General features: G+C 26.9%; 23 protein-coding genes. 5 read left to right on the top strand and 18 right to left on the bottom strand.

Annotated features, from left to right (window positions below; all coding sequences use genetic code 11):
* Window positions 1-3 precede the first annotated feature (3 nt).
* A complete protein-coding gene (gene ehuA, locus ACTTA4_RS05780; protein ID WP_440633916.1) occupies window positions 4-792 on the top strand; it encodes an ectoine/hydroxyectoine ABC transporter ATP-binding protein EhuA in 789 nt (262 codons plus the stop codon).
* Between the two features lie 4 nt (window positions 793-796).
* Here the strand turns inward: ehuA and ACTTA4_RS05785 are convergent, their stop codons facing one another.
* The 12 genes from ACTTA4_RS05785 to rpsF form a co-directional block, all read right to left on the bottom strand.
* The gene (locus ACTTA4_RS05785) at window positions 797-2,110 is read right to left on the bottom strand and encodes an MFS transporter (protein WP_440633917.1); all 1,314 of its coding nucleotides are present in this window, start codon (window positions 2,108-2,110) and stop codon (window positions 797-799) included.
* 31 nt (window positions 2,111-2,141) lie between these two features.
* On the bottom strand, window positions 2,142-3,017 hold the full coding sequence (locus ACTTA4_RS05790) for a DMT family transporter (protein ID WP_440633918.1): 876 nt from the start codon (window positions 3,015-3,017) through the stop codon (window positions 2,142-2,144).
* A complete protein-coding gene (gene gshB, locus ACTTA4_RS05795) occupies window positions 3,014-3,937 on the bottom strand; it encodes a glutathione synthase (RefSeq protein WP_440633919.1) in 924 nt (307 codons plus the stop codon). The genes ACTTA4_RS05790 and gshB overlap by 4 nt, the downstream gene beginning before the upstream one ends.
* Window positions 3,927-5,222 carry a glutamate--cysteine ligase gene (locus tag ACTTA4_RS05800; RefSeq protein ID WP_440633920.1) on the bottom strand — a complete coding sequence of 432 codons (1,296 nt, stop codon included), beginning with the start codon at window positions 5,220-5,222 and terminating at the stop codon, window positions 3,927-3,929. Before ACTTA4_RS05800 ends, gshB begins: the two co-directional genes overlap by 11 nt.
* 29 nt (window positions 5,223-5,251) lie before the next feature.
* Window positions 5,252-5,809 (bottom strand): HD domain-containing protein, encoded by a 558-nt coding sequence (locus tag ACTTA4_RS05805; RefSeq protein ID WP_440633921.1) that lies wholly within the window; start codon window positions 5,807-5,809, stop codon window positions 5,252-5,254.
* Between the two features lie 3 nt (window positions 5,810-5,812).
* The gene (gene purF / locus ACTTA4_RS05810; RefSeq protein WP_440633922.1) at window positions 5,813-7,294 is read right to left on the bottom strand and encodes an amidophosphoribosyltransferase; all 1,482 of its coding nucleotides are present in this window, start codon (window positions 7,292-7,294) and stop codon (window positions 5,813-5,815) included.
* Window positions 7,248-7,793, bottom strand: coding sequence for a CvpA family protein (locus ACTTA4_RS05815; protein WP_440633923.1), 546 nt, complete (start codon window positions 7,791-7,793; stop codon window positions 7,248-7,250). The genes purF and ACTTA4_RS05815 overlap by 47 nt, the downstream gene beginning before the upstream one ends.
* Window positions 7,793-10,186: an efflux RND transporter permease subunit gene (locus ACTTA4_RS05820; protein WP_440633924.1), complete on the bottom strand. Its 2,394-nt coding sequence runs from the start codon at window positions 10,184-10,186 to the stop codon at window positions 7,793-7,795. Before ACTTA4_RS05820 ends, ACTTA4_RS05815 begins: the two co-directional genes overlap by 1 nt.
* 20 nt (window positions 10,187-10,206) lie before the next feature.
* Window positions 10,207-11,625 (bottom strand): replicative DNA helicase, encoded by a 1,419-nt coding sequence (locus ACTTA4_RS05825; protein ID WP_440633925.1) that lies wholly within the window; start codon window positions 11,623-11,625, stop codon window positions 10,207-10,209.
* A 68-nt stretch (window positions 11,626-11,693) separates the two neighbouring features.
* Window positions 11,694-12,152 (bottom strand): 50S ribosomal protein L9, encoded by a 459-nt coding sequence (gene rplI / locus ACTTA4_RS05830; RefSeq protein ID WP_440633926.1) that lies wholly within the window; start codon window positions 12,150-12,152, stop codon window positions 11,694-11,696.
* Window positions 12,152-12,424: a 30S ribosomal protein S18 gene (rpsR, locus tag ACTTA4_RS05835; RefSeq protein ID WP_440633927.1), complete on the bottom strand. Its 273-nt coding sequence runs from the start codon at window positions 12,422-12,424 to the stop codon at window positions 12,152-12,154. Before rpsR ends, rplI begins: the two co-directional genes overlap by 1 nt.
* Window positions 12,424-12,777 carry a 30S ribosomal protein S6 gene (gene rpsF, locus ACTTA4_RS05840; protein WP_440633928.1) on the bottom strand — a complete coding sequence of 118 codons (354 nt, stop codon included), beginning with the start codon at window positions 12,775-12,777 and terminating at the stop codon, window positions 12,424-12,426. The genes rpsR and rpsF overlap by 1 nt, the downstream gene beginning before the upstream one ends.
* An 86-nt stretch (window positions 12,778-12,863) precedes the next feature.
* Here rpsF and fabD point away from each other — a divergent pair, with 86 nt between their 5' ends.
* From fabD to gmk, 4 genes are read left to right on the top strand one after another with little or no spacing between them, the layout of a single operon-like run.
* On the top strand, window positions 12,864-13,790 hold the full coding sequence (fabD, locus tag ACTTA4_RS05845) for an ACP S-malonyltransferase (RefSeq protein WP_440633929.1): 927 nt from the start codon (window positions 12,864-12,866) through the stop codon (window positions 13,788-13,790).
* Entirely contained in the window at window positions 13,787-14,524 is a 738-nt protein-coding gene (fabG, locus tag ACTTA4_RS05850; RefSeq protein WP_440633930.1) for a 3-oxoacyl-[acyl-carrier-protein] reductase, read from the top strand. The genes fabD and fabG overlap by 4 nt, the downstream gene beginning before the upstream one ends.
* Window positions 14,525-14,572: 48 nt before the next feature.
* Window positions 14,573-14,812 (top strand): acyl carrier protein, encoded by a 240-nt coding sequence (locus ACTTA4_RS05855; protein ID WP_008544320.1) that lies wholly within the window; start codon window positions 14,573-14,575, stop codon window positions 14,810-14,812.
* A gap of 8 nt (window positions 14,813-14,820) precedes the next feature.
* Window positions 14,821-15,453, top strand: a complete 633-nt coding sequence (gene gmk, locus ACTTA4_RS05860; RefSeq protein ID WP_440633931.1) for a guanylate kinase — start codon at window positions 14,821-14,823, stop codon at window positions 15,451-15,453.
* Here the strand turns inward: gmk and rsmA are convergent.
* From rsmA to ACTTA4_RS05890, 6 genes are read right to left on the bottom strand one after another with little or no spacing between them, the layout of a single operon-like run.
* Complete coding sequence (gene rsmA, locus ACTTA4_RS05865) at window positions 15,442-16,227, bottom strand: 16S rRNA (adenine(1518)-N(6)/adenine(1519)-N(6))-dimethyltransferase RsmA (RefSeq protein WP_440633932.1); 786 nt, start codon at window positions 16,225-16,227, stop codon at window positions 15,442-15,444. The genes gmk and rsmA overlap by 12 nt on opposite strands.
* Complete coding sequence (locus tag ACTTA4_RS05870) at window positions 16,224-17,186, bottom strand: 4-hydroxythreonine-4-phosphate dehydrogenase PdxA (protein WP_440633933.1); 963 nt, start codon at window positions 17,184-17,186, stop codon at window positions 16,224-16,226. Before ACTTA4_RS05870 ends, rsmA begins: the two co-directional genes overlap by 4 nt.
* A complete protein-coding gene (locus ACTTA4_RS05875; RefSeq protein WP_440633934.1) occupies window positions 17,176-18,117 on the bottom strand; it encodes a peptidylprolyl isomerase in 942 nt (313 codons plus the stop codon). The genes ACTTA4_RS05870 and ACTTA4_RS05875 overlap by 11 nt, the downstream gene beginning before the upstream one ends.
* The gene (locus ACTTA4_RS05880) at window positions 18,092-21,145 is read right to left on the bottom strand and encodes an LPS-assembly protein LptD (protein WP_440633935.1); all 3,054 of its coding nucleotides are present in this window, start codon (window positions 21,143-21,145) and stop codon (window positions 18,092-18,094) included. Before ACTTA4_RS05880 ends, ACTTA4_RS05875 begins: the two co-directional genes overlap by 26 nt.
* Window positions 21,135-22,208 (bottom strand): LptF/LptG family permease, encoded by a 1,074-nt coding sequence (locus ACTTA4_RS05885; protein WP_440633936.1) that lies wholly within the window; start codon window positions 22,206-22,208, stop codon window positions 21,135-21,137. Before ACTTA4_RS05885 ends, ACTTA4_RS05880 begins: the two co-directional genes overlap by 11 nt.
* On the bottom strand, window positions 22,208-23,356 hold the full coding sequence (locus ACTTA4_RS05890) for an LptF/LptG family permease (RefSeq protein WP_440633937.1): 1,149 nt from the start codon (window positions 23,354-23,356) through the stop codon (window positions 22,208-22,210). Before ACTTA4_RS05890 ends, ACTTA4_RS05885 begins: the two co-directional genes overlap by 1 nt.
* Window positions 23,357-23,385 lie beyond the last annotated feature (29 nt).

Genomic DNA, 23,385 nt, shown 5'->3' on the forward strand with positions numbered 1-23,385 from the left:
ATTATGAAAAATGCATCTGACGAAATAATTGTAAAATTTGATCAAGTAACCAAACAATATGGTAACCTAGTAGTTTTGGATAAATTAAATCTAGATATTAAAAAAAATGAGATGGTTTCAATAATTGGACCTTCGGGATCAGGTAAAACCACAGTTCTTAGAGTTTTGATGACTTTAGAAAAAATAAACGGAGGTGTAATTAATCTCGACGGAGAACCTCTAACACATATGAATGAAAATGGTAACCTTGTTGAGGCAAGCGAAAAGTATTTAAGAGAAAGACGTTCAAAAATTGGGATGGTGTTTCAGCAATTTAATTTGTTTCCCCATATGACAGCTTTACAAAATTGCATAGAAGCACCAATTGAAGTTTTAGGTCTTAAAAAAGAAGAAGCAGAGGAAAGAGCCTTAGAATTATTGGAGCTAGTAGGTTTGACAGATAAAAAAGACCAACACCCAAGTAGGCTTTCAGGAGGTCAACAACAAAGGGTTGCTATAGCAAGAGCTCTTGCAATGAGACCTAAAGTTATGCTTTTAGATGAAATAACTTCTGCGCTTGATCCTGAGGTAGTAGGAGAAGTATTAAACGTTATTCGTTCCCTTAATAAAGAGCACAGTTTGACTATGATAATGGTCACTCACCAAATGGGTTTTGCGCGTGAGATTTCTGATAGAGTTTGTTTTTTTAATGAAGGTAAAATATTTGAGGAAGGGCCACCAGAAAAATTATTTGGAGATCCTCAAAACGAGAGAACTAAACAATTTTTACATGCAGTATTAGACTCGCATTAAAAATTTAATAATTTTTAATTTCAGGATTATCAGTTTTAGAAGTTTCTTCCAATGTTGCTGGAGTATCTGGGTCTAATTCTAATCCAGCAGGTGTAATGGTTGCAGGCACAGGTGTAAATGTAGAATCTGGATTGTCCACAGTTTCTCTTATTCTCATTCTGTATAAACCAAATACACCAATTAAAGCATGGACTATAATTAAAAATACAAAAAATCCATTTAATCCAAACCATTCCATAAACAATGAACATAAAATTGGGCCACTAATTGCACCAACACCAAAAATTAATTGTAGTCCACCACCAGCAGCTACGAATTTAGATTTTGGTACAAAGTCATTAGTGTGCGCAAGATTTAATGAAAACAATGGAAGGCATAAACTTGAATAAAGTCCAACTACTATAAAGAATATAATTTTTTTAAATGCAAGTTCATCCATATAGTAAATGTTTTGTATAGGGTCATTAGAAGTTAAAATTGATAACAGCGCTAGAGCAGAACTTCCAAATGTTGTTACAATAATTACCCTTCTTCTATCGTATTGATCAGAAAAATATCCAATTGGTCCCTGACCTAACACTCCTGCAATTGTTGCTATAAATAATAAGATTGAAGTTTCAAATAAAGTTAGTTTTGCAAGGGTTGCATAAACTGAAATTAATGAAAAAAATGCTGCATGAATTACACCAGTGAAAAAAGAACTAAAAGTTCCAAGGGGAGAGATTTCATAAAGTTCTTTAATACTAATTGTTTCAATTTTTTTAAATTTTGGAGCTGGTCTTTTTGTTAATAAAATTGGAACAAGCGCTAAAGATAAAAGTACAGATACCAAAATAAAAGGTTCATATGCTTTTGGTTCACTTAAGTTAAGTAACAACATTCCAATTGCAAGACCAAAATAAATTACCATCATGTAAGCAGACAATAATTGTCCTCTATTCTTATTGGTTGCTCTATCATTTAACCAACTTTCGGTAACAACATAACAACTAACTAAACTAATACCTGTTATGAATCTACTTACTGTCCACATAAATGGATTTACATAAACTACTGCAAGCAATGCACTAAGTGATGCAAGGGATGCAAAAGCTGCAAACACTCTGATGTGACCAACCTTAGATACAAAATTTGGAGTTGTTCTAGATCCAACAAAGTAGCCAATATAATATCCTGACATGAAGACCCCTGTAGTAAAAACACTAAAGTCTTCAAGTACAGATCTAATACCCATAATCTGCATTTGTAATCCATGAGCTATCATCATGGTTCCAATACCTATAAATAGGGCCCAGGATTTTTTTACTTCTTTTTGCATTTCTAAATTTTAAGTATCAATAAATTGCGGGCTAAGTAGTTTTGGTTTGTGTTTTTTTTATGGCTAGGAATGAGTGAATAGCGATTGTTAAAATGATCACCACTCCTCCCTGAATTGTCTCCATTGAAGGTTGTTCTTTAACAACCATCCACACCCAAATAGGTCCCAAAACCGTTTCCATTAGAAAGAATAGATTTACTTCAGCTCCTGTTATGTATCTTGGGGCTAGTGTTACCAACACAAAAGGAATAGCCACACAAAGAATACACATAGCTGGAATGATATAAATATCATTATCTTTTAGCTCAAATGTATCAATAAAGAATAAAGCGACTAATGCTACGACCAGTTTACCAACCACAGCTGAAGGAACTAGGTTAAGGCTTTTTCCAGCTCTGATTATTGTTGCTCCTGCAGCAAGACCGCACGCAGTAATAAAACCTAAAATATCACCAAAAATATTTCCTAATTTTACAGAGTCGTAAAATATATAAAGAACACTTAAAAACGTAATTGCTATAGCAACTAAAGTATTTCGATCTGGTTTTTCTTTTAAAAATATTGCACCAAAAATAGCTGACAACATTGGCGCAAGTGCAATCATAACAAGCGTGTTAGCAACATTTGTGTTTTGAATTGATAATACAAAAGTAATATTAGTTATGGAAAACGTAGCTATATAAGCAACACCATAAATTGAATTTCCATAAAGTAATTTAAAAAAACTTGATTTGTAAATAAACAACATTCCAACAAATACAGTTACAAATGGAATAATACCTCTATAAAAAACTAATCCCCAAGTATCTACATTTGAAAGTCTAATAAATAAACTATCAGGAGTAATAAACATCACTGCAACAAAAGCCATTAACGAACCTTTTTGCTGGTCAGTTAAATTGTTCACGCTTTTAATTCTTTCCAAAAAGTTTTTGCTAAATTTATTCCTGATAAATCAAAAAAAGTTTTAAGTCCTGTAGGAGAAGTAACATTGATGTCTCCATTTAATTTTTGATCTATAAAATCAATCCCTGCAAAATATATATTTTCTTTTTTTAAATCTTTCGCAATTAATTTTGAAATTTTATTTTCTCGCTTAGTTAAATTGATATTAATCGGTTTAGCACCTTTGCTCATATTACTTAAATAAGATCCCTTTTTAGGAACTCTAGAAATTGCACCACAAACTTTTCCATTAATTATAAAAACTCTTTTATCTCCTCTATTAATCTTAGGTAAAAATTTTTGACACATAATATGATCATGTTTTTTAATAAATTTATTTATAAGTTTTGAATCAAATTTATTTAATAAGTGAATATCATTGCCACTATAACTATGAATTGGTTTGATAATTATTTTTTTATGTTTTTTAATAAAATATTTAATTTCATTTATATCCTGAGAAAAAAGTGTATCAGGCATATATTTTAAATATTTTGTTGAATATAACTTTTCAGAGATATTTCTGATAGATGTTGGGTTATTGATTATTTTAACTTTATTTTTAATAAAATCTAAAATGTAAGTTGTTGAAATATATTCTAAATTAAATGGTGGATCTTGACGGATTAAAATAAACTTACATTTTGTAAGGTCTAAAGTTTGTTTTTTGATGATTTTGTAAAATTTCTTGTTTTGATAATTTAATTTAATAAAGAAACCTTTAGCTAAAACTTTTTTGTTAATTATTGATAGATCTTTTGGATCATAATAAAAAATTTTATATTTATTTTGTATTTCGTTAGCTAAAAAAACACTAGTATCAGTTACAGGGTTTAATGTAGATGGATGATTACCTTGAACAGCTACTATTTTATTTGTCATATAATTCTTCTAAATTTTCATCTTTCGAAAATTTACTAATCATATGATCTGCATTTGTAGTTTTATTATCAACTACATTTTGTAAATGATTTAAGAAGATAGTTTCGTTATTTCCTTTTTTACTAATGATGTCTCTTTTCTCTAATCCTTTTCTAGAAATATCTAAAAGAGCAGATGTCCAATACAACAAGTCTTTACCCATTAATTGAGTATTAAATCCTTTTTGTGGAGCTTCTAAATAAGCATTAATTATTTTGTCTGTTTCCCATGAAGAGACTAAGTCGTATGCTTCATCTAAATTTCCATACAACATACCAATATTGAAAGCTGGTCCAGCACATAGACAATCCCAACCACATGTATCCATTGATCTAAGCTCAATATATTTCTTCAGTCTATTTTCAGTGAAGATTGTACTTAAGTGTGTTGTAAGATCAGCCTCAGTTGGAAGTCTATTACCTGTCTCTTCAATTTTTCCGTCCATAAAATCTTTAAATGCATATTTTCTACATGAAATATACTGATCATTATGTTGAATGAATAAAATTGGAAATTTCATTACAAATTCTGCATATTTCTCAAAATCTAAATTTTCAAAAAATAATTTAGGCAAACCTCCTCTCGAAGTGCTTTGCCAAACTTTAGATCTGTAAGATAAATAATTACTATTCTTTTTTTCAACGATTGATGAATTTGCAAATAGTGCAATTGAAATTGGAACAATTGAATTAACTAATTTAAATTTTTTAATAAAATCTTCTTCTGAATTGTAATCAATGTTTAATTGTGTTCCACACGTTCGATACATCATGTCTAAACTAAGCTCTCCACCTAGTGGCATATCTTTTGTCATTAACTCATAACGTTGCTTAGGGTTATTTGGAATATCTTCTAATTTTGAAATAGGATCAAAACCTGCACTCACTATTTTAATATCTAATTTTTTAGTAACTTGTTTTAATTCAAATAAATAGTCTTGAGACTCTGCACATGCCTCATGCATATGGTTTAACTTGTCACCTGATAATTCAATTTGGTTACCAGGTTCTAATGTAATATTTTTTCCACCTTTATTAAGACCAATAATATTTTCTTTTTCAAAAACAGGGTTCCAGCCAAACTCAGTTAAGGCTGTAAACATTTCTTTTACTTTTGGGTAATCAATTCTTTTATTGTCTTTAGTATTAAACAAGAATTTTTCATGTTCGATACCAATTCTAAAATCTTTATCTTCTTTGATACCAGATTTAAAATATTCAATAATTTTCTCTTTATTGTTTATCATGCGCTTTAGATAGTGGATTTTAATTTAATTTAAAGTAAAGAATAGGGCTTTCTTGAGAATATTTTTCTCACCATTGGCGCAAATTCCTCTAATTTCATACTTTTATAGTCTGGATCAAAAGAAGTCTGATCCCATTTTTCACAAAACTCTACAGCATCGTTAAAATATTTATGATCTTTATATTTATCTCTTTGGTTCTGATTCTTTCCAAGATGATGTGCATAATAATACATTTGAAACTCCCCATGCTTTTGAATGATCCAATGTGTTTTCTCTGAAACGTAAGGTTTTAAAACTGACGCCGCATATTCTGAATGATTAACAGGAGCTAATTCATCTCCAATATCATGCAACAAAGCTGCAACCACCATTTCTTCATCCGCCTTATCTTTATAAGCTCTTGTTGCGGTTTGAAGAGAGTGTTCAAGTCTAGTTATTTTATATCCTTCTAAAGTAGAATTTAATCCACTCATAAATTTTAATATTCTATCAGCAGTACCATCAATATATTTTTGTTCATACTCATCAAGTAACAAGTACTCATCCTTGGTACCATTTTTCATTTCAGTAAAATTAACTGTTTTCATTTTTTAGTTATTAGATGCTGTACTTAATAAGGAAAGTTGAGTTATTTTATTATCACCCAATTCATCAACAGGTTTAACTGGGTAATCACCAGTAAAATAATGATCTGTTAATTGAGGATAAGCTTCATTTCTTTTATCAAAACCAATTGCTCTATACAAACCATCAATAGATAAAAACTTAAGTGATTTTGCACCTATATATTCACAAATTTCATCATTTGTTTTATTTGCTGCTAGTAACTCTTTTTTAGTCGGAGTATCTACACCATAAAAATCTGGATACTTGATCTCAGGACAAGCAATTCGAACATGAACTTCTTTTGCGCCTGCATCATATAGCATTTTAACAATCTTATAAGATGTAGTTCCTCTAACAAGCGAGTCATCAATTAGAATAATTTTTTTATCTTTAATTGTGCTTTGGTTTGCATTTAATTTCAATTTTACACCCAAACTTCTAATTTGCTGACTTGGTTCAATAAAGGTTCTCCCAACATAGTGATTTCTAATTAGACCATGCTCAAAATTCATTTTTAAATGTTGAGCAAAACCGAGTGCTGCAGCATTACCAGAATCTGGGACAGGAACTACTATATCTGCTTCAACATCATTTTCTTTTGCAAGTTCTTTTCCTAAATTTTTTCTGTGTTCATAAGCTGTTTTGTTATCAAGTAAACTGTCTGGTCTTGAAAAATAAATATACTCAAACACACATGGTCTTACTTTTTTAGGAGGGAAGGGCTTGATGCTAGTTAGTTCATCATTTTCAATTAAAACTATTTCACCATTTTCAACTTCTCTTATAAATTTCGCACCAATGATATCTAATGCACAAGTTTCAGAAGCTAACACATAGCTACTTCCTAGTTTTCCAATCATCAATGGTCTTATTCCATACGGGTCTCTTACACCTATTAAAGATTTTTGGGTCATCATTACCAAAGCATATCCACCTTGGATTTGGAATATGGCATCAATAACTTTATCAATTGTTTTTGATCTTTTAGATTTAGCAATTAACTGAACTATAGTTTCAGTATCAGAAGTAGTGTAAAAAATTGCCCCTTCTTCTACGAGTTTGTTTCTTAAAGATATTGAATTTGTTAAGTTTCCGTTATGCGATACCCCAATTCCCCCTGCATTAGTATCTGCAAAAAAAGGCTGGATATTTCTTAGGATATTATTGCCTGTAGTACTATATCGATTATGCCCAATGGCATAATTACCTTTTAGGTTTTTTAAAACTTTTTCTTTATTGAAATTATCACCAACTAAGCCAAATCTTTTTTCTGAATAATATTTTTCTCCATCAAAAGTAACTATTCCACAACCTTCCTGACCTCTATGTTGTAATGCATGCAAACCTAAAGCTGCTAATGCAGAAGCATCTTTTGCATTGCTTATGCCAAATACTCCACACTCTTCTTTTAATTTTGGATCAAATATCTTCAATTTTTTCTTTAGATTCTTGATATGTTTTTTCATTAGGGAATTCTTTTATCAGATAATTACTACCTTTTTCTAAATATGGAAAGATGTATGATTTATCTAAATTAATCGGCCATTTATCATGATTATAAACAATATGAATTCCTGAAAAAATACAAACTGAAACAATATACGCTTTTACAAACCCAAAAAAGAATCCGAATGTAGTGTCTAAACCTCCTATTCCAGTATATTTAACAGCTTTACTGATACCTTTATTAACTAATAAGACTAAAAAGATAACGACTATAAATATTGTAATTCCAAGCCCAACATCAAGAACATATTCATTATCTATTATATCTTCTAAATAAGGTTTTATACGTGGAAATAAAATTAGAGTAATAACATAGGCTAGAAGCCATTTTGCCATTGAAAGGATGCTTAAGACAAATCCTTTTCTATAACAACTTACTAAAGACCATATAGTGATTATAATATAGATTAGATCAATAACAGAAGATGCTTCATAAAAATCTTTAAGAGCATCTACCATTAGGCGTCTTTACCAAAAGGTTTAACTACCAATATCAATGCTGGCAGCAAAGTTAACACTGATATCATTGCAAGTAACATTGCAAGACCTGTAAACATTCCAAAATAAATTGTAGGTATAAATTTGGATAATACTAAAATTGAAAAACCAAAAACAATTGTGATTGAAGTATTTAAAATTGCAACCCCAACTGTTGAGTGACACATTTTTAATGTTTTATTGTAGTCTTTTAATTTACTAAATTCTTCCTTGAACCTATAAATATAGTGAATACTATTATCAACAGCTATACCGATTGTAATTGCAGCAATTGTGATAGTCATCATATCTAATGGGATTTCTAACAATCCAATAATTCCTAAAATAAAGAATGCAGCTATAAAATTTGGAACAACACCAATTAATGAAAGTTTAATATTTCTAAATAAAATAATAAACATTGAGAAAATACCAATCATAACTAAACCAAGTGTCAAAATTTGTGATTTAAACAAACTTTGTAACAAATTATTAAATAATATTAGTACTCCTGCTAATTTGTAATCATCTTTTTCTAATCCTAGTTCATTTTCTAGATCAAAATTAATTTTATTAATTAAGTCATTTCTTCTCAAATTTTCTTGTGAGTCTATTATTCTAAGACTTATTCGAGCTTCATTATTTTCTATTGATAAATATGGATCAATTATTTCTGTTTTAATACTTTCAGGTATTTTTGAATACAATACTCCCATCTCTAAAGTACCAAGTGGATTATTATTATTAAGTTGTGTTGCAACATCAATAATTGATGAAAAAGATAAAACTTTACCAACCTGTGGAAGACTATCTAAATAATTGTGAACAGATGCAATTCTATCTATTTTATCTTTGGTAAACCAATATTTTTCATCATTTGTATCTTCTTCGTCTCCCCAATCTTCAAATTCATCATCTTCTTCTGATTTCTTTTCCTCTTTTTTAGGAAATTTTAAAATAACTTCTAAAGGAGTGGTTCCACCAAGTTCTTCATCAATCAGTTTCATTCCTTTGTAAATTTCGGTGTTTTTATCGAAATAATTTATAAAACTATTCTCAACCTCAAGTTTGCTAATTCCAACGACACTTAAGACAATTATAATTCCAGTTGCAGAAAAAATTGTAAATTTATTATTTAAAGAAATTAAACCAAGTATCGATGTAATTTTAGAATCTTGTTCTTTTTTTAGAGATACATTTCCAGTTAAAGTAAAACTTAAAAGAGTAGGGAGCAAAGTAAAAGTTATTATAAAAGATGTAATCAAACCAAAAGTCATCATCCAACCAAAATCTATAATTGGTTTAATTTCACTAAAGATTAAAGATAAGAAAGCCAAAATTGTTGTTAAAACTGTATACAATATAGGCCAAAACATTTTACTCGTTGTTAAGGAAATGATTTCAAAATTATTTTTTGTTGGAAAATTTTTTTTCAGCTGAAGAAACCTTGTGCTCATATGAATATTCATCGCCATTGTAAGAATTAGCATCAAGGCAATAAAGTTTGATGAAATAACAGTTACTTTCCATCCAAGTAATCCAAGTAGACCCATCATAATAATTACAGAGAAAAAACAACTGCTAATAGGAACAATAATCCAAATTAGATTTCTAAATACAAACCAAAGTGTTGCTATAATAAATAATAAAACTCCAATACCAAATACAATGATATCACTTTTGATAAAAGTCATCATGTCATCCGCAATCATTGGAATTCCGCCCAAGTAAATTTTTCCTACATCTCCATAACTTTGAATTACTTGTCTTATTTCTAAAATGTTTTGATGATTTTGTTTTTTTATCTGATCTTTATAATTTTCAATTTCATCTCTAGATTTATTTTCAATATCTTCTAATTTTTTATTTTGTTTTATATTAACAATAATTCCACTTGTCTTACCGTCTTCACTAATTACAAAATTTCTAAAAACAGGACTGTTTAAAATTTCACTAAATCCTCTTTCTCTATCCACTTCTTCATCTTTTAAAGTTTTAAAGCTTTCTAATCTTTCCTGAAGTGGTGCGTCTGAATTGTTTAAAAGCGGTATGTCTAAAAGTGTAATAACACTATGAACCCAATCTAAACTTTGAATTTTGTATTTTATACTCAATAAATTATTTATTGATGAATCTGTAACCATACCTTCATTAGGAGTGTAAGTGAGAACTAAAAATTCCTTAGACCCATATCTTTCAGTGATTTCTTGCAAGTAAGCTAGATCTGGATCTCCATCAATTAATAAAGTTTCTGACGAAGCATCTAGCCTAAAATCTTTAGAATAGTATCCAAAACTAAGAATAGAAATAAGGAGCAATATAAATATTGCCTTTGGGTTCTTTAAAACTAAGTTTTGATACATTTGAGCTAACATTAGCTCTTTTATATTGGAAATTAATTAGTTTGAGTATCTTTAAATTTGGTAAATCTTTCCTCAAACTCAAGTGTTACATTACCAATTGGACCGTGTCGTTGTTTTCCGATTATAATTTGCGCTAAGTGCGCTACTTCATTCATCTTAGCTTGCCATTCAGCATGTTCTACCGTTGCTTCTCTTGGTTCTTTTCTAGATAGATAATATCCTTCTCTGTAAACAAACATTACAACATCCGCATCTTGCTCGATCGAACCTGATTCTCTTAAGTCTGCAAGTTGAGGTTTATGATCATCTCTTTGTTCTACCTGTCTTGATAACTGTGATAAAGCAACAACTGGAACAGCGAGCTCTTTTGCTATTGCTTTTAGCCCTTGCGTAATTTGAGAGATTTCCTGTACTCTCCCATCCTTATTATATGTTGTTCCTCTCATTAACTGAATGTAATCGACAACAATCATATCTAATCCAAATAGTCTTTTAATTCTTCTTGCTCTATTACTTAGTGCTGCAATGCTAATAGCTGGTGTTTCATCAATATAAAGTGGGAGTTCAGCAATATTTTTTGAAGTTTCTAAAAATTTATCAAACTGATCATCAGAAATTCTTCCTCTTCTAATATCGTTTGAGCTAATTCTTGCTTGTTCTGAGATAATACGAGTTGAAAGTTGTTCAGATGACATTTCTAAAGAGAAAAAAGCTATAGAAGATTTTTTACCACTATCTTGTAATTTTTGAGCAGCATTGAATGCAATATTTGTTGCAAGTGAGGTTTTACCCATTGAAGGACGACCTGCAATGATGATCAAATCAGATTGGTGTAAACCTCCTAGTTTATCATCTAAATCTCTGAGACCTGTTGGAACTCCTACAATTCCTTCTTCATTTTTATATGCAGCTGAAGCCATTTCGATAGTTTGTTTCATGGCATCATCAAATTTAATTAGAGAAGAGTTAAAAGAACCTTTTTCAGCTAAATCAAACAATTGTCTTTCAGAATTTTCAATTATAGTTTGACCGCTATTATCAAGATCATTTAATTTAGCGCTATCAATAGTTTCTTCTGAAATTTTTATTAATTCACGTCTGACAAACATATCATAGATTATTTTTGAATATTCTACCGCTTGTCTAACAGATGTAGAAAATTTAGTTACTTTTACTAAATACTCTGGAACATTAATGTCATCTTTTTCATCTTCAAAATAATTTTTCAAAGTTATGGGATTAGCAAGCATACCTTTGTAAATAAGACTTTCTATAGCTTCAAATATCTTTTGATGCATAGGATCATAAAAGTTAATAGAGGAGACAATCGTATTAACTTCATCAAAAATATCATTACTAACTAGTATTGAACCGATTACGGCTTGTTCAGCTTCGATGTTGTTTGGTAATTCTTTGAATTTATCTTTTACGATACTTAAATTATTTTCCATAAATAAAAATCTACAGAAAAATTTTATTATTTAAATTTTAATTTTTAGCTGTTGAAAAGAATGTATAATTATTGAATTGTATCAGCCGAACTTACATTAACTACTATTTCAGCATCAACTTCTGAGTGTAAAGAAATTTTAACTTTGAATTTTCCTAAAGACTTAATTTCTTCAACTGGTTGTATCATAGAAGGTTTAATTTCAATTTTATTTTCCTCTTGAATAAGTTTTGAGATTTCAGTTGGTTTTACTGAACCATAAAGCTCATTGTTCTCAGTGCTTAATTTTTGAACTGAGTATTCTTTGTTATTGATTTGTTCTGCAATTTTAGACGCTTCTTCTTTTCTCTCATTGTCTTTTTTAGATAAATCAGCTTTTATTTTTTCAACTTCTTTAATATTTTCTTTTGATGCATAAAGAGCTTTTTTATTTGCAATCAAAAAATTTCTAGCAAAACCTCTTTTTACGTCTATTACTTCTCCAACAGATCCAATTCTTTTAACGTTTTCTAATAAAATAACTTTCATTATATTAAAGCTAGGTTTCTTGCTCTTTTAATTGATAAAGATAATTCTCTTTGTTTCTTTTGAGAAACATTTGTAATTCTAGAAGGTAAAATTTTTCCATTTTCAGAAACATATCTTTTTAAAAGTTTGATATTTTTATAATCAACTTTAGGAGCCCCTTTTATTGAAAGCGGGCAAGTTTTTTTAAATTTATATTTATTGGGTTGAAAAATACTTAATTTCGCAAAGTTGCTTTGCTTTCCTTTTTTATTTCCACTTTGTCTTTTTGGCATTAGTTTTTAGTACTTTCTTTGTTTTCACTATCTTCTTTTTTTCCAAAGTAATTGGTATCTAAATCAAATTCTTTTACTCTAACAGTGAGATATCTTAATAACTTTTTATCAATAGCCTCGTTTTTTTCCAACTCTTCAACTACTTTTCCTTTACCTTTAATTTTAAAGTGAATGTAGCTGCCTTTTTTATTTTTTTTAATCAGATAAGAAAGGTTTAGAAGACCCCAGTTCTCAGTCTTAACAACCTCTCCCTCGTTTTTTTCAACAATTTTAGAATATTTTTCAGTTAACTGCTTTAGCTCGCTTGGAGATGTATCTTGTCTGGCTATTATAGTATGTTCGTATAAGTTCATTTATGTTCTTTAATAAAAAGTGAGGATATACTATTATAAAAGTTCAATTACAATAGATAAAAACACAAAATTAGTAATATTTTTATATGTTTTCAGTAATATTTCCAGGTCAAGGATCTCAAATAGTTGGAATGGGAAAACAATTTTATGACAAATTTGAGCTTGTGAAAAGCCTATTTAAAGAGGCAGACGACACATTAAATTATTCAATTTCAAAGCTTATACTAGAAGGACCTAAAGAAGAGCTTGATTTAACAGCAAACACTCAACCAGCAATTTTTTTAATAAGCTATTCTATATTTAACGTCGTAAAAAAAGAATTTAATATTGATTTAAATAAAGCAAAGTATTTTGCTGGACATTCTTTAGGTGAATATTCTGCTTTATCTTGTGCTGGATATTTAAACTTTGCAGAAACATTAAAAATTTTAAGAATCAGAGGTGATGCTATGCAAAATTCTGTGCCTAGGGGCGAAGGTGGCATGGTTGCAGTACTTGGATCAACTGTTGAAGTAATAGAAAAAATACTAAAAGATAACGAGTCCAAATTCGAAGCACAAATAGCAAATGATAATTCGGAAGGACAAGTAGTGTTGAGTGGAAAAAACAATGATTTAGGGAAGTTAACTGAAATATTAAAAGAGAATTCAATTAAAAATGTAAAACTTCCAGTCAGTGCTCCTTTTCATTGTAGCCTTATGAGTAAAGCAACAGAGATTATGACAGAAAAATTAAACAAAATTTCATTTTCTGATGGATGCAATAAGTTGATATCAAATGTAACAGCCGAAGCTATTTCAAGTGCTGACGATTTAAAATCACTATTAATAAAACAAATTGAAAATAGAGTAAGGTGGAGAGAAAGTGTTATAAATATGATAAATAATGATGTTGATCATTTTATAGAAATTGGACCTGGGAAAGTTTTGTCAGGTTTGATAAAGAGAATTAGTAGAGAAGTTAAAATCAACACAATAAACAGTCAAGAGGATATTGAAAATTTAAAAATATGAATGATTTAAAAGATAAAAATGTAATAGTGACAGGTGCATCTGGAGGAATAGGAAATTCAATTGTAAAAAAATTATACGAAAGTGGTGCTAATATTTTAGCTTCAGGAACAAGAATTGAAAAACTTGAAGAATTAAAAAAAGAATTCGAAAAAATAAATATTTTGAAGTTTGATATATCTCAAAGCGAAAAAATTGAAGAATTTATTGAAAACGCAACAAAAGAATTAGGTGGTAGTCTAGATTGCATTGTTAATAATGCAGGCATCACTCAGGACAACTTAGCAATTAGAATGAGTTTAGATGAGTGGAGAAAGGTAATTGATATTAATTTAACTTCAACATTTTTGATGAGTAAATTTGCCATAAAAAAAATGTTAAAAAACAAATCTGGAAAAATAGTTAATATTACTTCTGTTGTTGGACATACAGGAAATTTAGGTCAGGCTAATTATACCGCATCAAAAGCAGGAATAGTAGCAATGTCAAAAAGTTTGGCGATAGAGTACGCCAAGAAAAATATCAATGTTAATTGTATTTCACCAGGATTTATTAAAACTGCAATGACAGATAAGATTGATGAAAAGTTTAAAGAAACAATTATATCAAAAATACCATCTGCCCGCCTTGGAGACCCAGATGATATTGCAAATGCAGTAGGTTTTCTATGCTCAGATCAATCTAGCTATATAAATGGTGAAACCTTGCATGTTAATGGTGGCATGTATATGGCTTGACAAAATAGCTTTTTAAACTATTAACGAAATATAACAAAAAGGATCAATATGTCAGAAGACGTTTCAAGCAAAGTAAAAAAAATTGTAGCTGATCACTTAGGTATCGATGAAGCTAAAGTAACCGAAGAATCAAGTTTTATAGATGATTTAGGAGCTGATAGTTTAGATACTGTTGAATTGGTGATGGCTTTTGAAGAAGAATTTGGATCTGAAATTTCAGATAGTGAAGCTGAGAAAATTTTAACTGTAGGAGATGCAGTTAAGTTTATCGAAGGAAAAGCTAACTAGAAATTTTAATGCCCTCAAAAAATGATGGGGTCATGATTATACTTTCCTCTCCTTCTGGAGCAGGAAAGACCACATTAGTAAATTTATTATCAAAAAGAAAAAATTACTCAGTTTCTGTCTCTCATACAACTAGAAATCCTCGTCCAGGTGAAATAAATCATAAAGATTATTATTTTGTTAATGATGGTGAATTTCAAAGATTAATCAAAAATGAAGAATTTTTAGAATATGCGAAAGTATTTAATAATTATTATGGTACAACTAGAACACCCGTTATTGATAATTTAAACAAAGGTAAGAATGTTTTGTTTGATATAGATTGGCAAGGCGCCGATCAAATAAAAAATAAGAAATTAGACTATAAATTAATTACATTTTTTATCCTTCCACCTAGCAAAGAGGTTTTGTTTCAAAGATTATCAAATAGAGATATGAGAGATAAGTTGATTGCTGAAGAAAGAATGAAACAATTTGAAAGGGATGTTTTACATTGGATAAATTATGACTATGTGATCATAAATGATGAAATAGAAAAATGTTTTAACAAAATTGATAAACTCATTGAGGCAGAGTTGAATGAAGACTCTAAAGATTATGATTTAAATTTTGTGAGAAACCATATTGAAAAACTAACTTCTTAGGTTTTCATATTCTTCAGTAAGTTTGTAGTAAGTTTCAAAATTTAAATTTTGAGGTCTTAAATCTAAATCTATTTTAAGTTTATTTAATATTTTAAAATCACCATTAAATATTTGATTAAATGGCTTCTTAATCTTTTTTCTTCTATTATTAAAAAAAATTCGAGTAATTTTTTCTAAGTTTTTTGGATTTTTTATTTTATAAAAATTTTTTTTTGGAGAAAATAAAAGTAAACTACTATCTATTTTTGGCTTTGGGTAAAAAGAGATAGGTTTAATATCACATATTTTTTTAATAATTAATTTCCAATGCGCAAGAATAGATAATCTTCCATAATTAGAATCGTTGTAATTAGCTATTATCCTATCTGCCACTTCTTTTTGGAACATTAAAACTAAATTTTCAAACCAAAAATCATCTTTCAAATTAATTATCCATTTACTCAGAATTTCTGTTGAAATATTATAAGGTAAATTTCCAAATACTATTACTCTTTCATTAAATAATAAACTTTCATTTAAATTTAAAACATCATCATTAATTATGTTTAAATTTTTATTAAATTTTTCTTTTAAATTGTTTGCAAGATTGTTGTCCTTCTCAACTACTGTAAATTTTTTCGGTTTTTTATTTAAAATATATTTTGTTAAATTTCCTGTGCCAGGTCCTATTTCCAATATTGTTTTGTTATTTATTTCAACACAATTAACTATCTTGTTTAAAACTTTATCATCTATTAAGAAATTCTGACCTAAACTTTTTTTTGCTCTTATCAATTTTTACTTAAAAATGTAATTGCTCTTAATAAACTAAGAGGGTTTGATTTATTTTTTCCTAACATATTTTCATTTGGTCCATGGTCAGGAGATATTCTTAAAAATGGTAATCCTAAAGTAATATTTATAGCATCATACTCAAAAAGGGTTTTTAATGGAGACAAAACTTGATCATGATACATACCAATAATTACATCGTATTTTGATCTATTTTGTTTTAAAAAAATTGTATCAGCTGAATAAGGCCCAGAAACACTATAATTTTTGCCTTTAAAAAATTTTATTGCAGGTGAGATAATTTTTTTATCTTCATCAAAATTACTTACAGTTTCACAATGAGGATTTAGTCCCAACACAGCTATTTTAGGTTTAAATTTTAATTCTTTTTTATAAAAATTATTAATAAGTTTAATTTTATTTATTATAAGTTTTTTATTTATTCTTTTTGATACATATTTTAATGGAACATGCGTTGTAATAGGGCAAACCGAAAGTTTTTTATTATAAATTAACATTGCATTATTTTTAATACGAAATTTATCTGATATGTATTCAGTGATACCCAACTTCTTCTTATTTAAGAAAGTTTCTTTTGATATTGGGCCATTAATTAGTTTATCAGAGAAACCTTGTTTAATAAGTTTTGTAGCAATTAGAAAAGATTGACTGATATATTTACTAGATTTTTTTGATATTTTTTCAAAAGGTTTTTTTTGAGTGTATCTAACATTAATTAAGTTAATTACATTATTTTTAAATGAATATTTTGTAAGTTTTTTAACATCAAGTATTTTAATTTTTTTTTTAAATTTTAATTTTTTCATTTGTAATAATAATAATTCATACGATGCAATTAAAATTATAGGATTTTTAAATTTTACTTTTTGGATTTTAAAAAAAATTTCAAGAAAAACACTATTAGGTTCTCCAGCTATAATTAAAATTGGTTTATAACTCATCTATTTTTGTGTTTTTTTTCACTTTATTAAAATATATTATTGATTGTTCATTTAATTGGCTATTTCTACTAGATATAATTAATTTTTCTAATTCTGAGTTTATATCAATTTTTTTTTCAATTTTTTTTATGTCATCAACTTTTAATATTAGATACCCATTAGGTGTTAATATTGGATTTGTAATATCTCCAACTTTCATATTAGATAATTGATTTCTAATTATTTTATTTAATGAGCCTTGATTTATCCATCCAAGTTTTCCACCAAAATCAGAACTGTCTGAGATACTAAATGTTAATGCAGCAATTTCAAAACCCTCTTCATTAATATTTCTTATAATTTCAGAATATTTTTTTTCTAGATCATCTTTTTTTGAAATTTTAAATAATATTTCTGAAAGCAGCAGATTTTTTTCTATATTGATTTTATTTTCTTCAATTTTCTTTCTCAATTTATTTTTATCAATTTTTACGTTTTTTAAAAATTTTTGATAAATCATTTGGTTCCATAAAGCTTCTATAGAAATTTTTTTTTCAATAGTTTTGATATTGACATCAAAGTTTTTTATATAACTTATGAATTGATCCTTGCTATTTAAGTTAAGCCTTGAGTATCTTTCTTTTACAAGTTGATTAAGATAATCCTCATTTAAATTAATTTCATCTAAATAATTCAATAACTCTTTTTCTTTTATTTTTTCTCTTATAATCGAATTCTTGGCTATTAACTCTAATTTGCTCTTATCCATTTCTTTAATATTAGGACTTAAGGCAATTAAATAATTTCTTTCGTTATTTACATCTATACTTGTAATTATTTCGTTATCAATTTTTAAAACTATTTTATTTTCTAACGATAATGATTTTGTATTAATTATTAATATAATAAATAAGTAAATAAGTATTTTATTTAAATATATTTTGAATAGCATTGTCACCTCTCCATGCACTTTCTTCTACTTTTTGATCGAATGTAGATAATGGGAATAATGTTAAAGTTAAGAATAAATCTTCTTTTGGTCTTAAATCTCTGTCTCTATAATAAGTCTTTCTATATTTAAATCCTGCAGTCAAGCAATCATTTCTGTATTCATAAACTAAGTCGTAATATTCTGTTAAGCTTATTTTACGATTTCTTCTTGTTTCAAAAATTAAACTATTTCCATCATTAAAATCAAATGAAGTCGAATTTTTTATTACATTTGAATCTCCCATCTCACCATTTGATTCTTTAAAATCAAACTTTGTAACAAAGTTATTTATTGAAAAATCTAATCCAATAGAGTTGTTTTCTAATGTGTTAAAATCATTATCCAAGGCAAAATTATAACTTATTGATACATTTTCTGAAAAGTTATTGCTTATTGATCCAAATAAATTTGAGGTAGTCCTATTAATTGTGCTAGTTGTTGGAAGTTTGTTATTTTCAACATCTCTTAAAACTGTAGCAAGTTTAACTTCAAAGAACTTGTTTATTTCGTCATTTTTCTCTTTTTTATAATCTAAACCAAGAGTTAATGATTTTCCTGACTCATAATCATTTAATCCCAATCTGTTAATACTAAAAATGTTATCAACGTTAATTGTCCTTGATGATGAAGAACTATCTTTCATATCAGTAGGATTTATTCTAAATGAAACCTTTGGAGTTATGTAATTAGTAAAATTTTTGTTTGATTTGATTAGTGGTAATGAAGTATTTATTTCGCTTATATTTAATACATCACTTTCTATGCTAGATTTGTATTTTGCGTCATTTTTACCAGTTCCATTTAAATTTCTAAAATAAATACCAAAATTATGAACAAATCCCTTCTCATTTATAATTTTGTTATTTTTATAATTAATATTATTTTTAATTGTTGTTCTCAAATTATTTGTTTTGCTTAAAGAATTGCTACCACTGGTACTAAAACTTATTGTACCTTTTTCATTTGAAAAAAGACTTTTAGAAAAACTATAATAGGGAAAATTATATTGATATCGATCATTTTTTTGCAATTGAAGGTTTTCATAAATATTCATACCAGTTGTAAAATTATAATCATCTGTATCTAAAGATAATTTAAGCCCTGACCTAGAACTAGTTTTGCTTTTTACCATCGAATTAAATTTCTTGTCTACCTGAAGAGCATTATCAAATATACTGAGGTAATTATCATTGTTAACTTTTTCTAAAAAAAAATTAATTTTACTCGTTGCAAAATTATTCCAACCTAAGTCTAAGTCAAATTTTGTGAATACATGAGATATACTGTTTCTATTACTATATTTTTCGCCCTTTTTTTTTGATTGGTAGCCTTTAATATAACTAAAATCTGCAATTAACGACGAATTCTTATTTTCCTGACGATATTCATTCTGAAGCATATAAATTCTATTGTCAAATATTGTTGGTTTAAATGTTAAGTCTTTATTATCTGATATTACATGAAAATAAGGAATGTTTAGAGATGATCCTAAAATATCAGAATCATTTAATATTGGTTGCAATAAACCTGATCTTCTTTCAACAGATGGGTCTGGATGAAAAAATTTTGGAAAATAAAAAACAGGCATATCATAAAGATTTAATACCGCATTTTCATAAATAATATTTTTTTTCTTTTTATCATGAATAATTTTATTTGCTCTCATACTCCATGGAGGGCAACTATCATTTTTTTTGCAACTAGTGAAAACTCCTTTGTTTATTGTTGTAAATTCATTATTTCCTGAGGAGGATGGTCCGTATATACGAGGGTCATTTTTACCCATTAAAGTTTGATTTTTTTTATTTTGAATCCTTTCACCGTCGAATATATTTTTATGAACTGATATTTTTGTATCTTTTGAGATAAATGAGTTATCTAATAAATTTATAAAAGCACTATCAAAGTAATATTTGTCAGATTTTTCTTTTTCATAATTTGTGTTTACTTCAACCTTTTCACCTTTTAATAATTTTTCTTCATAAAAATATAAAAAATTAGACAACAAATAAAAATTTGAATTATCATCTTTAAGTGTAGATTTATTATTAGAAGATAATTGTTGTAACGTTCTGTCCAAAATTACATCTTTAGATATAAATTCATATTTATTTTCAATAATTGTTTTTGTTTTTCCTTTTGTTAATATTCTATTATCTAATTTGTAATAGGTTATAGAATCAGTGTTAATTACTATATTCTCAATTTTATCATCTATTTTTACATTGCCTTTAGCATTTAAAATTTTTAGATTTTGATCATAGTTAAAAATTTGCGCATCAATAAACACTCCTTCAGAAATTGCCTTTGAATTATTTTTTGTGAATATTTTTCCTAATTTTTTTTTGTAGGTAGCATTGTCTGAATAAATTAAATAATTTTCTTTTTTATTATTAATTTTTACGTTTCCTTTTGCATATATTATATTTTCAATTTTATTATATTCAAAGTTAGCAGCATCTATTTGAACATCACTGTCTATAGCTTTGGAGTCTCCCTCTGAAAAAATTAATTCCTCATTTTTTTTATAGGTTATTTTGTTCGAATAAATTAAATAATTTTCTTTTTTATTATTAATTTTTACGTTTCCTTTTGCATATATTATATTTTCAATTTTATTATATTCAAAGTTAGCAGCATCTATTTGAACATCACTGTCTATAGCTTTGGAGTCTCCCTCTGAAAAAATTAATTCCTCATTTTTTTTATAGGTTATTTTGTTCGAATAAATTATAATATTATTTTTGGGATCATCAATTCTCACTTCATCTGTTGCAATCAAAATATTTTTATTTTTATTATAGTAGAAATTTTTAGCTTTTATTAATGTTCCATCTATAGATTTAGCTGTTCCTCCATTTTTCCCAATAAATATATTGCCTTCCTCTTTTATTTCTACTTCCGTAACATCAAAATTAAAACTTTCATTAGCAAATGAAATATTTGATAAAAATAAAAATAAAAATAAAAATAAAAATCTATTTTTCATTGATCTTAGTTGTATATATTGAACTTATAATTAGAATTGTGATCATAGGTATCCAAACAGATAAAGTGATATTAATTTTTTCAGTTTTACCTAAAACATGAAAAAAATTATTCATATAGTAAATCATTACTGACAAAAATATCCCAAAAGAAATTTTTAAAGTATTACTTTTATTTTTTTGGGAATAAAACATAATAATAAATGATAATAAAGTCATCAAAGTTAAGTATACCGGATAAGATAAAATTTTTTGAATTTGAAGTCTTATTTCTGTAGTTGATAAATTTAAATGATCATAATTTTTTTTTAATTGATATAATTCTAATATTGTTAAGGAAGACAGATTTGAGAAAAGACTTTGAATTCTTTCATAATCAAAATTAGATAAGAAAATATTTGAATCAAACTCCTTTTTTTCATTTTCTTCGTAGGTAGATCCTTCAAAGATTATCCATTCGTTTTTAGAAATATCTATCTTTTTTGTTTCTATATGTTTTTTAACATTAAATTTTCGGTCTAACACAGTTATAGAAACGTCATTTAAGAATTTATTATCAATTTTATTTGCATTAATAATGTTAATTTTTCCATTTATATTATCTTTAATCCACAATCCATTATTAGTTATTACAGCAAGATATTTATCATCTGCTGTATAATTATTTTTCAGATTTAAATAAATATTTTTTAGGTTCGATGATAAATTATAAAATAAAATTACTATTATTATTCCAGTCAAAAAAGTTGTTAGTAAAAGTATAAATAAAACTTTTGTATTTTTTAAACCTGAATATTTTAATGTTTGAATTTGATCATTTTTTAATAAATTAATTAAACATAATTGTGACGAAATTAAAAAAATAAACGGAAACATCTCAAATATTAAGCCTGGAGAATTTAATAAAGATAAATAAATTGGAAAGTAATATTTAACCTCAATTTCTCTAAAAAATTCAAATTCTGTTAAAAGATTTAATATAAAAATAAGACAAAAAATAATTGTAGATACAAATAATAAAGACTTTAAAAAATTTATGATAATAAATTTAATATAAACTTTCATTAATTTTTTAATCCAATATTTATTTTTATAAAAATTTTAAATATCATGTATAAAATTATAAATAATATTACAGGAACTAATGTAAATTTTATATTGCTTAACAAATCACCTTTAATAAATCTAAGCATAGTTTCTGATAATATTATTAATAGGAGTCCCATAGAAAATATAAAAATTCTTGATTTATGATACAATTTATTTTCTTTTGCAAAAATTACCAAATACGAGGAAAGAAGAATTAATACAGGTATAAAAAAAGGGACAATTAGTCTTTTATATAACTCTTGGAATAAATTATCTAGAGTATCTTTACTACAATTATGATTAATAAAGTTTTTTTGGTTATTATTAAAGGATAAATCTTTTTTGAAATATTTTTTTATACACTCTAAATGTTTTTTTGTTCTTGTTTCTTGAAGTTTGTCAACCTTAATGGTGTCTGTACTTACTGAGGATAAATTGAAGTCTGATTTAGAAAAATAAAAATTTGTAATTTTATTATTTTTTTTATTAATTGTTTGTCCGTCAAATAAAATTAATTTTTTTGAGTTTTGAGTAATTTCAAATTCACCCGTTTTTGCAATAGTTATTTGAAAATTGTTTTTATTCTCATTTTTTTTTATATAAATATTTTTTAAATCTCCATTTTTTAATTTTTCCTCAGCATATATGGTTAATTTATTAATATTATCATTAAATTTTTTGGGTTTTACAAAACTTTCAATAAAATCGACATTCGACTCTCTAATCAATGATCTTGAAAGATTTTGAGTTTCTGGAACTAAATAAATAGTAATTAATAACTGAAACGCAGTTAGAATAAATGAAAAAGAAATTAGAAATTTTACTAATTGCATCTTTTCAACTCCAAAATTCCAGAAGATCATGAGTTCATTATTAGTCTCGTATCTATTAATCACGTAATAAAAACTAAAAAAAATTGCAAAAGGTACAATTTTACTGACTACTTTAGGGAACGTAAGTAAAGAATATTTTAAATATACAAAGTAATCTCTCCCATCTTCAACTATAATATCTAAAAAATTTACTGCTTGAAATATCCAAATTATTGTACTTGTAGCAAAAAGGGAAATTAAAAAGAAAATTATACAGTCTAAAAGAAGTTTTCTAAATAAAATTTTTTTCATTGAAATATGCTATTTTTATTCTTATATAG

It is taken from the genome of Candidatus Pelagibacter sp. HIMB1485 (genome assembly GCF_052048055.1).
Lineage (GTDB): Bacteria > Pseudomonadota > Alphaproteobacteria > Pelagibacterales > Pelagibacteraceae > Pelagibacter.